The following is a 12436-nucleotide window of genomic DNA, read 5'->3' on the forward strand; positions in this document are numbered from 1 at the left end:
GACAGATTGTCCTTTCACTTCACTGTGAACCGACGCTCGCGGGCGTCTGAGTGGGGCGCTTGGCCCGGTTACGCCTGGCAGCGATGTCGGAGACCCATGCCAGGAGGGTGGTGGAGAGCACGGACAGCACGAGCAGCAGCCCGATGATGATGTTGATGACGTTCACGGTGACGCCCTCCAGCCGCAGGGCGCTGGAGAGGGCACCGATGAGGAGCACACCGGCGATCACGCCGGGCAGCTTGCCCCGGCCACCGAAGATCGACACACCGCCGAGCAGGACGGCCGCGATCACCTGGAGCTCGAGGCCCTCGGCGTTGTCGCCGCGGGCACTGCCGAACCGCAGGGTGTAGAAGATGCCGGCCAGGGCCGAGACCGTGCCGGTCAGGACGAACAGGATCAGCTTGGTGCGCTGCACGTTGACGCCGCTGAACTCGGCCGCCTCGGTGCTCAGGCCGATGTCGTAGATGCCCCGGCCGAATGGGGAGAAGTGCAGCAGCGCGACGAACCCGGCGGCCAGCAGGACGAACACGATCATGAACGTCGGGATGCCGGTCGAGCCGATCACCCGGGCGGTCTGGTCGGTCCAGGAGGTGGGGAAGTCGGTGACCGCGGTGGTGCCCAGCAGCCCGACGGCGATGCCCCGGTAGAGGGCCAGCGTGCCGATGGTCACGGCCAGCGAGGGTAGCCCGACGTGGGCCACGAGGAACCCGTTGACGAGCCCGCAGACCACACCGACCGCCAGTGCGGCCAGCGCCGCGACCGGCATCCCCACCCCGTGCTGCACCAGGAGCCCCAGCACGGCGCTGGACAGGCCGACGACCGACGCGACGGACAGGTCGATGTCGCCGGTCACGATGACCAGGGTCATCGGGAGCGCGATCAGCAGCACCGTGGTCATGTCGACGAGGATGTAGGTGAGGGTCAGGGTGTCGCCGAAGTACGGGATGTTGCTGTAGCCGTACATCCAGACGATCAGCAGGAGGGCGATGACGCTCGCCTCCCGGCTCAGCAGCAGCCGGCGCCAGAGCGGCCGGGAGTACGCGGGGTAGGTCCTCTCGGCCCGGGTGTCGACGGCGGTCATGCTTCGTCCCTCGCTTCGATGAGTTGGCGCGCCTGGCGGGCCGCGAGCACCCGGTCGAGCACGATGGCGGCGATGATCAGGGCGCCGACCAGGGCCTGCTGCCAGAACTCGGAGATGCCGACCATGGGCAGGGCGCTGTTGATGGTCATCAGCAGCCCGGCGCCGATCGCGGCGCCCCACACGGTGCCGGCGCCGCCGGAGATCGCCACACCGCCGACCACGGCGGCGGCCACGGCCTGGAACTCGATGCCGCTGCCGGCGCCGGAGTTGACCGTGCCGTAGCGGGCGGCGAACACCACCCCGGCCAGGCCGGCCAGGGCGCCGCTGAGCACGAACGCGGTGACGACGCGCCGGCTCACCGGGAGGCCGTAGAGCACGGCGGCCTCCGGGTCGGAACCGACGGCGTAGAGCTCACGGCCCGAGCGGGCGGTGGTCAGGTAGTAGCCGACGGCGGCCACGATCACGATCGACACGATGAACAGCACCGGGATCGAGAGGATCTGCCGGGTGCCGAGATCGAGGAAGGCGTCGGGCATCTGCGAGGCGCTGATCAGGCTGGAACCGGCCCAGGTGACCACGATCCCGCGGAAGATGTACTGGGTGCCCAGGGTGATGACCATCGCGGGGACCCGGCCGTAGGCGACGACCACCCCGTTCACCAGGCCGAGGCCGGCCCCGGCCGCGATGCCGATGGCGAAGGCCAGCAACGGCGGCATACCCGGGTGGGAGGTGAACACCTCGCCGGTCAGCCAGGCACTGATGCCGAGGATCGCGCCGACCGACAGGTCGACGTTGCGGGTGATGATGACGACCGTCTGCCCGGCCGCCAGCAGCAGCAGGATCGACGGGGTGAGCAGCAGGTCGCGCCAGCCGTCGGAGCTGAACACGAAGTCCGAGCTCTTCAGGGCCGCCGCGGCGATGACGAGCAGCAGCACGATCGCGACGGACAGCTCGCGCGAGCGCAGCAGCGACCTGATCAGCCGGGTGCGGGCCGGCAGGGCGCTGGGCTCGACGAGCAGCGTGGTGCCCTCGTCGGCGTGGGTGTCGGTGGTGGGGGTCATCGGGCCATCTCCTGGCTGGCGGTGGCGGCGTGCATCACGTTCTCCGGGGTGGCCTCGGCGCGGGGCAGCTCGGCGGTCAGGCGGCCCTCGCTGATCACCAGCACGCGGTCGGCCATGCCGAGCACCTCGGGCAGCTCCGACGAGATCATCAGGATCGCCATGCCCTGCCCGGCGAGTTCCGAGAGCAGGCGGTGCACCTCGGATTTCGTGCCGATGTCGATGCCGCGGGTGGGCTCGTCGATGATCAGCAGGTCGGGCTGGGTGGCCAGCCACTTGGCGATGACCACCTTCTGCTGGTTGCCGCCGCTCATGGTCTTGGCGGGAGCGTCGAGGGCGCTGGTCTTGACCTCCAGCCGGGAGGCCCAGGGGCTGACCGCCCGGTTCTCCCGGCCACGGGTGAGCAGTCCGCCCACGGCCAGGTTGCGGCGGATCACGCCGGCGATGTTCTCGGCCACCGAGGCCTCGGTGACCAGGCCCTGCTTGCGCCGGTCCTCGGGGATGAAGGCCATGCCGGAGGCGATGGCGGCGCGCGGGCTGCGTGGTGGCACCGCGTTGCCCTTCATCGTCACCGACCCGGAGTCGAAGCGGTCGACACCGAAGACGGCGCGGGCGATCTCGCTGCGTCCCGCCCCGACCAGGCCCGCCAGGCCGACGATCTCACCGCGGCGCACGGTGAACGAGATGTCGTGGAAGACGCCGGCCGAGTTCAGGCCGTCGACCTGGAGCACGACCTCGCCGATCTCGGTGTCCTGCTTGGGGAACAGCTCGGCGACCTCACGGCCGACCATCAGGTTGACGATCTCGGAGACGGTGGTCTCCTTGATCGGCCGGGTGCCGATGTAGGCGCCGTCGCGCATCACGGTGACGGTGTCGCACAGCGCGAACACCTCGTCGAAGCGGTGCGAGATGAAGACCAGCGCCCGGCCCTCGTCGCGTAGCCGGCGGGCGACGGTGAACAGCCGCTCCACCTCGACCCCGGACAGCGCCGCGGTCGGCTCGTCCATGATCAGGACCTTGGCGTCGAGCGAGATGGCCTTGGCGATCTCGATGATCTGCTGGTCGGCGATCGACAGGCCGAGGGCCGGGCGGCGCGGGTCGATGTGCACCCCGAGCCCGGTGAACAGCCGCTCCGCCTCCGCGTACATCGCGGCCCTGTCGATACGCCGCATGCGGCCCAGGATCTGGCGGCCCATGAAGATGTTCTCGGTGACCGACAGATCGGGGAAGAGCGTGGGTTCCTGGTAGATGACGGCGACGCCGGCCGCCTTGGACTCCGCGGTGGATCCGAAGTCGACGGGCTCGCCGTCGAGCAGGAACTCGCCGCTGTCCCGGCGGTGGACACCCGCCACCATCTTGACCAGCGTGGACTTTCCGGCGCCGTTCTCGCCCACCAGCGCGTGGACGGAGCCGGGGTGGACCTCCAGGCTGCCGGACCTGAGAGCGACGACCGGGCCGAAGGACTTCGACACGTCGGTCAACTTCAGGGCAGCGTGTGACGGGCTGACCATGAGCACCTTGCCTCGTTGAAAGGATTCAAGCGAAAGAGAAAGTAGAGTCGGGGTTTTACCGGTGTCAAGCAACGATCTGCATCATTCGGCGGGCGGGTGACCGCGCGGGTCGGTGCTGCGGCGCATGGCCCGTCCCCTTCGTCGTCGGATCGGCCGTCGGAGCGGAAGGCGTTGCTGAAAGGACTGTTTCAGCACCCTGATGCTGAGATCGGTCAGCTTAGGCCACGTCTGGCATTCTGGTGGGGCGAAAACGAATCTTGTGACGGGAATGCCGACGTGACCCGGCGCGACCCGACGCGGCTCGCGTGCCGTGGACAGGGTGCGTGCGGGGCGGCGTCTGATCCGTCCGCAGCCCGTTTCGGGCCTGCTGGCGGACGGATCAGAGGCGGGGGTGACGGGCCGTCGTGCTGGCAGGGGGCGGTGCTGCCGTGTGACCTCGGAGGCGGGACGGCGCTCGCGAGGTGGAGGGTGCGGGCGCGTGAGGGCATGGGCGCGCAGGCACTTGAGTGGGCGCTTGAGCAGGCGCTTGAGAACGCGAGGTCGTGGGGTGCGGCGCGGCTGCGGAAGCTGGGGGGCGCGAGCGCGCGGGCGCTTGGCGGCGCGAGGCCGTGGGGTGCGGCGGGAGTGCGGGCGCTGGGGGGTGTGACACCGCGTGTGCGGAGTGGGGCGAAGCCGCATGCGTGGCCTGGCCCGAGAGGACGGGCGCGGGGTGGGGCCAGGCTGTGGGTGCAGGGCGACGCCAGGCCGTGGGTGCAGGGCGACGCGGGGTCGCGAGCGCGGGGCGGCGGGAGGCCGTCGGGCCGGCCCGTCTGGAGCCCGTGGGTGGGCCGCTGCGTGTGTGCATGAGACTCTCCCTTGAGTCCAGTGCCTGTCCAATGCCTGATGAAACGTTTCAGGCAACTTTCGCCAGCCTATCGGGGGCCGAAGGTCCCTGGCAATGGCTGCGTTGCAGGTAGCCGCCGGTCGGTACGCCGTTCGTGGATCGTGACCGATTGTCACCAGGTTCGGGGGGCTGTAACCAGGGGCGACACGGGTGAACCACGCATGGACGCCCGTGGCTGGCCTGGGGGCGCGGGTCGCCGAGGAGTCGGTCGGCGACGGCGGCTCCCCGGCGCGCAGGGGGAAGTGCCTGATCAATGTGACTGCGGGACGGGGGAGGTCGCCGGGGCGGCGACGGGCGCGGCTCCCGGGTGCCCTCCGGGCGTGGCCACCGGAGCCGGCTCGCGGCGGCGACCGGATGGGATGCCTCCGGGCGGTGGGCGCGGACCGTGTTGCGCACTGCGGCACAGTCGTGGCGGAGAGCGGAATCACAGTCGTACGGTGAGCCCTGCGGCGGCGAGAAGAGCGGGCACGCGGCGTCATGGTGAATCGTTTTTGCATCACGCTGTGTCGGGGCTTCTCGGGGCTTCTTGGGGCTTCTTGGGGCTTCTCGGGCTTCTCGGGGTGTCGCGCGGTTCCGCGTGCTCCGGGTTCCGTGTGCCGGGTCTCGCGTGCCTGACCCAGCGTCACGAGACCACCGTTCCCACCGGCGTCCACCACGGGTTCGGCGGCTGTGGTTCGCCCGCTGCGGCGGCACCCCTCCGATCGGCCAGTTGTGACCGTTAACATCGCTGTGCCTCACGCTGCCGGGCGCTGCTGACCGGCCGAGGGCGTCCATGAATTGGGCTCTGCAAGAACGGTGGTCGTGTTCCAGCGACCGGGGCCGACCACTGATCGCACATCGGTAGAAGGGGCCTTAAGGCCTCCCGATGTGAGCGTTACTATCGAGCGGCCGTCGCCCCTGCGGGCCGCGGCCCCGCACCGCCTCCGGCCGGGTGGTGCCCGTGCGCGCACATTCCGTCATTCCGTCGCAACGCCGCACAGGAATGGAGAGAGAACCCATGCGATCACCCGAACGTCCCCGGTCCGCCCGCGGGGCACGCCTTCCGCGCAGAACCGGGCTCCTGATGGCCGCGGCCCTGCTCGCCGCCGCCGGCCTGACCCTGCCGACGACCGGAGCCCAGGCGGCCACCACCCAGCCCTGCGACCTCTACGCCACCGGCGGCACCCCCTGCGTGGCCGCCCACAGCACCACGCGGGCCCTCTACGGCGCGTTCACCGGCTCCCTGTACCAGGTGAGACGCGCCTCCGACGGCACCACCCTCGACGTGAAGCCGCTCGCGGCCGGGGGCGTGGCCAACGCCGCCTCCCAAGACACCTTCTGCTCCGGCACCACCTGCCTGATCACCAAGATCTACGACCAGTCGGGCCGCGGCAACGTGCTCACCCAGGCGCCGCCCGGCGGGTTCCAGGGGCCGGACGTGAACGGGTACGACAACCTGGCCGGCGCCGACGCGGCCCCGGTGACCGTCGGCGGGCAGAAGGCCTACGGGGTGTTCGTCTCGCCCGGCACCGGCTACCGCAACAACAACACCAGCGGCATCGCCACCGGGGACCAGGCGGAGGGCATGTACGCGGTGCTCGACGGCACCCACTACAACGGCGGCTGCTGCTTCGACTACGGCAACGCCGAGACCAGCAGCCTGGACACCGGCAACGGCCACATGGAGGCCATCTACTTCGGCAACAGCACCGCCTGGGGCTCGGGTTCCGGCAGCGGCCCGTGGATCATGGCCGACCTCGAGAACGGCCTGTTCTCCGGGGTCTCGGCGGGCAACAACGCGAACGACCCCACCGTCACCCACCGGTTCCTGACCGCCGTCGTCAAGGGCAGGGCCAACCAGTGGGCCCTGCGCGGCGGCAACGCGCAGTCCGGTGCGCTGTCCACCTACTACGAGGGCGTGCGGCCCAGCGTGTCCGGCTACAACCCGATGAGCAAGGAGGGCGCGATCATCCTCGGCATCGGCGGCGACAACAGCGTCTCCGCGCAGGGCACCTTCTACGAGGGCGTCATGACCTCCGGCTACCCGACCGCCGCCACCGAGAACGCGGTGCAGGCCAACATCACCGCCGCCGGGTACCAGACCCGGGCCATCACCAGCGGCACGAAACCCACGGTCGGATCGGCTGTCTCGCTGCGTGCCACCACCTCGGGCAGCACCGACCGGTACATCTCGCACTCGGGCACGACGGTCACGGCGGCCCAGGTCGGCTCGTCCAGTTCGAGCGCGGCCCGCGGGCAGGCCACCTGGACCGTGCGGGCCGGCCTGGCGAACAGCGAGTGCGTCTCGTTCGAGTCGAAAGACACCGCCGGAAGCTATCTCCGGCATTCCGACTTCCAGCTCTCGCTGGGCGTGAACAACGGCAGCACGCTGTTCGCCCAGGACGCCACCTTCTGCCAGCAGAGTGGAAAGAACGGTCAGGGAACCACTTTCCGCTCGTTCAACTACCCGACCCGCGACATCCGCCACTACGAGTACAACCTCTACATCGCCGCCAACGGCGGGGTGCACACCTTCGACGCCGCGTCGCTGTGGCCCGACGACGTCAGCTGGGTGGTGGCCGCCGGGCTGGCCTCGTGAGCGCCTGACCGGTCGTTCTCTCCGGAGCCGGGCCGAGACTCGCTGTCCAGGCGGCGATCTCGGCCCGGCGTGCCGCCCCGAGCTTGGTCAGGATGTGCTCCACGTGGGCCGAGACCGTCTTCGGGGCCAGCACCAGGCGCTCGGCGATCTGCCGGTTCGTCAGGCCGTCGGCCACCAGCCGGGCCACCTCGAACTCGCGGGCCGTCAGCGGGTGCCAGGGCCGCGCGGTGGGGGAGCCGGCGGCGGCGATCCGGCCGGCCGCCTCCGTCAGCACCACGGCGCCCGCCGTCCCGGCCCGATGATGGACGTCGTCCACGAGGCGCCCGGCCTCGGCCCGGCGGCGCATCCGCAGCGATACGCCGGCGAGATCGAGCATGCCCCAGGCATTTTCCCAGAACCGGCGGTGTTCCCGCCACGCCGTCACGGCTCGTTCGAGCACGGCCCGGGCGCCGGCCGGATCGCCCGCGGCGGCCCGCAGCAGACCGTCGGCGTGGTCGAGAGCCGGGAGCGTGCCGGGGATCGACCGCGACCGCAGCACCTCACCCACCCGGCCGGCGAAGTCCGTCGCCGCGGACAGGCCGGCGGCGCCACCCCTGGCCAGGTGGGCCCGGGTTCCGGTGAGCAGGAACGGGAAGAGGTAGGCGGCGTCGGACACCTCGGCCGAGGCCCGGTAGCCCTCCTCGCTCAGCTCGGCGGCCCGGGCGTGATCGCCGCGGCAGCGCGCCATCTCGGCCAGGCCCCACAGCGGCGGCGAGAACCGTTGCAGCTCGGCCATCTCGCGTCCGGCCGAGAATGCCTCGTGCAGAAGCGTTCCCGCCTCGTCCCAGTCGCCGCGGCCGAGGGCCAGGTAGCCGAGCACGTACTGCGCGGTGATCCGGGTGGTGATGCCGCCCCGGCCGTCGGCCAGGGTCTGCCGGGCGGTGAGCGCGGCGGCGTCCCAGTCGCCGGTGGCCCAGCGCACGTGCGCGAGGTGAGATGCCAGGTAGTGCCGGTGGTTCCAGAGCTCCACGCTCTCCGCGTACTCGATGCCCTCCGCCAGCGACCGGTCGGCCCGGTCGTACTCCACGACCACCGAGGCCGTCGTGGCCAGCATCCGGTAGGCGCGGGCGGTCTCGGCCTCCCGGCGGGCGGCGCGCCCCTGGGCGACGGCGTCGTCGAGCGTGTCCCAGCCCTCGCCGGAACGACCGGCGAAGACCAGCACCGAACCCAGCGTGGCGGCCGTGTTCAGGGCGTCGTCGGTGTTCAGGCGGCTGCCCGGCGGGGTGCCGGAACGGCTGCACCCGCCCTCCTCGATCGCCTCGTCGAGGCGCCGGTCGAGCATGTAGGCGGCGGCGGTGGCCGAGCACAGCGCCGCCCGCTCGCCCTCGGCGGCCAGCCCCGCGTCGTCCAGCATGCGGACCGCGGCCCGGAGGCGGGCGATCCGCTCGCGCAGCGGGGCACCCAGCAGATGCCCCACGGCCACCGCCCGCGGCACCAGCCCGGCCGCGGTGCGCAGGTCACCGGTTTCCACCGCGAGCCGGTGCGCCGTGGCGTAAGCGTCTGCGGCGTCGCGGTTCTCGTCCACGGCGGCGGCCGCGTCGCCGAGCGAGCCCAGCAGGGCGATCCGGGTGGGGACGGCGAGGTCGGCAGGAGCGTTGCGCAGGGCCCTGCGGTACAGCTCCAGCGCCTCCCGGTGCGACGACAGGGCCGTCGCGTCACGGGCCGCCGTCAGGGCGTGACGGTGTGCCGGGCCGGTGCGCCCGGCCTGCTCGAAGTGGGCGGACACCACCGCGTCGCTCAGGCCCCGGCCCCCGGCCGTGACCGCGACCCGCTCGTGCAGGCGGCGGCGGGCGGGCAGGTCGGTGTCGGCGTACAGCGCGTCCCGGATCAGGGCGTGCCGGAAGTCGAAGCTGGCGGCGTCCGCCCCCGGCAGCACCAGGTAGGCGTCGCGCAGTTCGCGCAGCGCGGCGGCCACCTCGTCGGCGGTGTGCCCGCCGACCAGGGTGAGCAGGTCGAACCCGAACGACCGGCCGATCACCGCCGCGGCGCGCGCCACGTCGAGGGTGGCCGGGGCCAGCCCGCGCGCCCGGCTGAGCACCGCGTCGCCCAGCGTCTCCGGCACCGCCCGCCAGGAGTCCTGGGCCGGCTCGCTGTGCGCGGCGAGCAGTTCCTCCACGTGCAGCGGGATCCCGTCGCTGCGCTCGTACAGCTCGCGCACCGTACGCTGCGGTGCGGGGGCGCCGAGCACGGCGCTGATCAGGGTGGAGATCTGCGGCAGGGCCAGGCGGGGCAGCCGGATCTCCTCGGCCAGGCGCTGCCCCAGCAGCCGGCCGCGCAGCTCGCGCATCGGCCGGGCCGGGTACAGCTCGTCGCTGCGGTAGGCACCGGCGATCAGCAGCCCGCCGGAGGCCAGCCGCGGGGCCAGGCGCCCGAGCACGTCGAGGCTGACCTCGTCGGCCCAGTGCAGATCCTCGAGCACGACCAGCTGCGGGCCGGCGGAGCGCAGCTCCAGCAGCATCCCGGTCAGGTCCTGCACCAGCATGCGGCGCCGGTGGTGGGCGTCGCCCCCGGCCTGCCGGCGGGCCCTGTCACCCACCTGGTCACCCACCTGGTCACCCACCTGGTCACCCACCTGGTCACCCACCTGGTCACCCACCTGGTCACCCACCTGGTCACCCACCTGGCCGCCCACCTGGCCGCCCACCTGGCCGCCCACCTGGCCGCCCACCTGGCCGCCCACCCGGTCACCCACCTGGTTGCCCGTCCGGCCGGCGGCCGGGTCGCCCGCGGGGTCATCGCCCCGGTGACGCGTCCGGTCACCGTCATGGGCCGCGCCGGGCAGGTCGTCCCCGGTCAGCTCCCGCACCCGCGCGGCCAGCCGCCGACCGAGATCGGCGCGGTCGCGGGCGGCAACCTGGGCGGGAGGCTGAACGTCGGTGGCGGCCCAGAGGTCGCGGCCCGGGGCGAGGTGGCCACCGGGTGCTGCGTGAAGGCCGCCGGGCGAGGCGTGAGCGCCGCCGGGGGATGCCTGCAACTCGCCGGCCAGGTCGAGCAGCAACCCGGCGGAGGACTCGGTGTCTCCGGGGAAGGCGGCCCCGGTGGTCACCGTGAACCCGAGGGCTCGGGCCTGCCGGGCCACCGCCCCGAGCAGGCGGGTCTTGCCGATCCCGGCCTCGCCCGCGACCAGGAGCAGCCCGCCGTTCCCGGCCGCCGCGGCGGCGAGCCGCTGCCGGGCCAGCACCAGGAACTCGTCGCGCCCGACCAGCACCGGCGACGTCACCACCCCGGATCCGGTCATCTGGCCCCCGCGTCCATCGGCTCCCCGCGTCGTCCCCGCGTCGTCCCCGCGTCGTCCCCGCGTCGTCCACCGGCGTCGTCCCCCGGCCCTGTCCGATTATCCGTACCGGGCCGTCACGCACCACGGGTTTTCCCGCGGATAGGTCACCTGACCGATGAACCACGACCGGTCTCGGACCCACGCTGGGGGCACAAGGAATCCAGGCTCAGGAGGGAAGAACGATGGCGAAGTTCATGGACGTGCACGACGGGTTCGTCGGCGTCACCCGGGAACAGCTCGAGGAGGCGCACCGCCGCGACCTGGAGAACGAGGGTGCCGAGGGGGTGCACTTCGAGCGGGCGTGGCTGGATCCGGAGTCGGGCCGGGTGTTCTGCCTGTCCACCGGGCCCTCGCGGGAGGCTGTGGCCCGCGTGCACGACAAGTCCGGTCACCCGACCACGCAGATCTACGAACTGCCGGTCGAGATCGGCTGACCGGACGGACGGTCCGGCCCGTTCTCCCGTCGTCCACCAACCCGACGGAACCGGGCCGGACCACCACGGGCGCGAACAGGGGCATCCTTATGGAACTTCGTGCCCTGCTGAATCATCACGCTCTGGAGCCGCTGTGGCGCGAAAGTGTTGCCGCCGCACCGAAAGTGGTGAGATCGGCAGATCCGGGGACCGGGCCGGGCAGATCCGGGCGGTGCTGCGCACCCGGCCCTCGGCCGGCGATCCGGCGCTCGCCGACGCGCCGGCACATCGTCGCGCCGCCGTCGCCCGGCTCGAAAGTGAGCACTCGGCAGCTGGTCTGGAGCCGGGGGAGCCGGTGGGCCCGGCCGCCCTGCGCCGGCTGTCGAGCGCGCTGACCCGGCGACGGGCCGCACCGCGGTCGCCTGGACCGGTTGGCACGCCTCATCACCGACGCGCTGGCCCCGGCGCACCTGGTGCTCGTCACCGTGCTGGTGGTGGCCTGCGCGCAGGCCGGGCCGGTGGCCGGGACCGGCTGGGCCGCGCTGGACCTGCTGTTCGTGCCGGCCTGCCTCGGCGCCCTGGGCGGATGACCTCAGAGGCCGGCCGCACGCACCGCGGCGTGGAACTGCGCGGCCCGGTCGACCAGCTCGCCCACGCTGCGGCAGGCCGCGGTGCAGGCCAGGAACACGTGATCGACCCCGGCCTCGGCCAGTGCCGCCACGTCGTCGGCCAGTTGCTCGGGACTGCCCTGGTAGGGCCGGCGTCCCTGGGCCGCGACCGGCTCGAAACTGTTCACGGTCACCTGCACGGTGCAGCTCAGCAGGTCGCCCCGGCGGCCGTACCCGGTGGCCCGGTCGCGCAGCTGCTTCAGCGTGCCACCCAGGTCGGGCACCAGGTGGGCCACCGGCAGCCAGCCGTCCGCGCGCCGGGCGATCCGGTCGAACGCCCGGCCCTGGCCACCGGCCAGCAGCACCGGGATGCGCCGCGCCGGCTTGGGTCCCACGTTGCCCGGCGCGATCCGGTAGCGCTCGTTGCCGAACTCCACCGGGTCGGGCCCCCACACCGCCCGCGCCACGTCGAGGAACTCGTCGAGGGCGGCGCCGCGCTCGGCGAACGGCCGCGGTGCCGCCGCCTGGTACTCGTCGATCGACCAGCCCGTGCCCAGGCCCGCGATCACCCGGCCGCCGGAGATCCGGTCCACGCTGGCCACGGTCTTGGCCAGGCGGGCGGGCACGTGCAGCGGGGCGACCAGCACGTTGGTGCCGAGTTCCAGGCGGCTGGTGACGGCGCCGGCGGTGGCCAGCACGGTCAGCGCGTCGGGGCAGTCGCGGTAGTAGTCCGGCCAGGGCACGTCCGGCGCCTGGTACAGGCCGTGCGGGCCGCTCTGGTCGTCGGGCACCAGGAACCGCTCGAACGCCCAGGCGCTGTCCAGCCCGATCTGCTCGAAACCCTGTGCCGCCGTTACGATGTCGGAGTTCAGGTGGTACCAGGGAAGTTGCGGGAGACTGACGCCGAGCTTGATCACCGTGATGACTCCTCGGGGAAATGTCCGTTCCGGGCCGGGTCAGGCTATCCGCACCGGAACCCGGTCACCAG

Annotated in this window: 8 protein-coding genes; 3 read left to right on the plus strand and 5 right to left on the minus strand. The window is 72.5% G+C overall.

The window, feature by feature from the left end:
• Positions 1–19: 19 nt before the first annotated feature.
• From KIH74_RS21830 to KIH74_RS21840, 3 genes are read right to left on the minus strand one after another with little or no spacing between them, the layout of a single operon-like run.
• Positions 20–1081, minus strand: a complete 1062-nt coding sequence (locus KIH74_RS21830; RefSeq protein WP_214157959.1) for an ABC transporter permease — start codon at positions 1079–1081, stop codon at positions 20–22.
• Entirely contained in the window at positions 1078–2142 is a 1065-nt protein-coding gene (locus KIH74_RS21835; RefSeq protein ID WP_214157960.1) for an ABC transporter permease, read from the minus strand. Before KIH74_RS21835 ends, KIH74_RS21830 begins: the two co-directional genes overlap by 4 nt.
• Positions 2139–3650 carry a sugar ABC transporter ATP-binding protein gene (locus KIH74_RS21840; protein WP_246572860.1) on the minus strand — a complete coding sequence of 504 codons (1512 nt, stop codon included), beginning with the start codon at positions 3648–3650 and terminating at the stop codon, positions 2139–2141. Before KIH74_RS21840 ends, KIH74_RS21835 begins: the two co-directional genes overlap by 4 nt.
• Positions 3651–5530: 1880 nt before the next feature.
• On the opposite strand from KIH74_RS21840, the gene KIH74_RS21845 reads away from it, so the two are divergent.
• Entirely contained in the window at positions 5531–7111 is a 1581-nt protein-coding gene (locus KIH74_RS21845; RefSeq protein ID WP_214157962.1) for an alpha-L-arabinofuranosidase B, read from the plus strand.
• Here the strand turns inward: KIH74_RS21845 and KIH74_RS21850 are convergent.
• A complete protein-coding gene (locus tag KIH74_RS21850) occupies positions 7077–10388 on the minus strand; it encodes an ATP-binding protein (RefSeq protein ID WP_214157963.1) in 3312 nt (1103 codons plus the stop codon). The two genes, KIH74_RS21845 and KIH74_RS21850, sit on opposite strands and share 35 nt — an antisense overlap.
• Before the next feature lie 221 nt (positions 10389–10609).
• Between KIH74_RS21850 and KIH74_RS21855 the strand changes: the two genes are divergently transcribed.
• Together KIH74_RS21855 and KIH74_RS21860 are read left to right on the plus strand one after the other, a co-directional pair.
• Positions 10610–10861 (plus strand): SCO4226 family nickel-binding protein, encoded by a 252-nt coding sequence (locus tag KIH74_RS21855; RefSeq protein WP_214157964.1) that lies wholly within the window; start codon positions 10610–10612, stop codon positions 10859–10861.
• Between the two features lie 410 nt (positions 10862–11271).
• The gene (locus KIH74_RS21860; RefSeq protein WP_214157965.1) at positions 11272–11430 is read left to right on the plus strand and encodes a hypothetical protein; all 159 of its coding nucleotides are present in this window, start codon (positions 11272–11274) and stop codon (positions 11428–11430) included.
• A 2-nt stretch (positions 11431–11432) separates the two neighbouring features.
• Here KIH74_RS21860 and KIH74_RS21865 read toward each other — a convergent pair whose 3' ends face one another.
• Entirely contained in the window at positions 11433–12365 is a 933-nt protein-coding gene (locus tag KIH74_RS21865) for a TIGR03619 family F420-dependent LLM class oxidoreductase (RefSeq protein ID WP_214157966.1), read from the minus strand.
• Positions 12366–12436: the final 71 nt, after the last annotated feature.

This window comes from Kineosporia corallincola (assembly GCF_018499875.1).
Classification (GTDB): Bacteria; Actinomycetota; Actinomycetes; order Actinomycetales; family Kineosporiaceae; genus Kineosporia; species Kineosporia corallincola.

What these genes read in the sequence shown, in the direction of transcription:
- KIH74_RS21850 (WP_214157963.1), bottom strand. Translation starts at nt 10,388, where the DNA reads ATGACCGGATCCGGGGTGGTGACGTCGCCGGTGCTGGTCGGGCGCGAC.
- KIH74_RS21835 (WP_214157960.1), bottom strand. Translation starts at nt 2,142, where the DNA reads ATGACCCCCACCACCGACACCCACGCCGACGAGGGCACCACGCTGCTC.
- KIH74_RS21840 (WP_246572860.1), bottom strand. Translation starts at nt 3,650, where the DNA reads ATGGTCAGCCCGTCACACGCTGCCCTGAAGTTGACCGACGTGTCGAAG.
- KIH74_RS21855 (WP_214157964.1), top strand. Translation starts at nt 10,610, where the DNA reads ATGGCGAAGTTCATGGACGTGCACGACGGGTTCGTCGGCGTCACCCGG.
- KIH74_RS21830 (WP_214157959.1), bottom strand. Translation starts at nt 1,081, where the DNA reads ATGACCGCCGTCGACACCCGGGCCGAGAGGACCTACCCCGCGTACTCC.
- KIH74_RS21845 (WP_214157962.1), top strand. Translation starts at nt 5,531, where the DNA reads ATGCGATCACCCGAACGTCCCCGGTCCGCCCGCGGGGCACGCCTTCCG.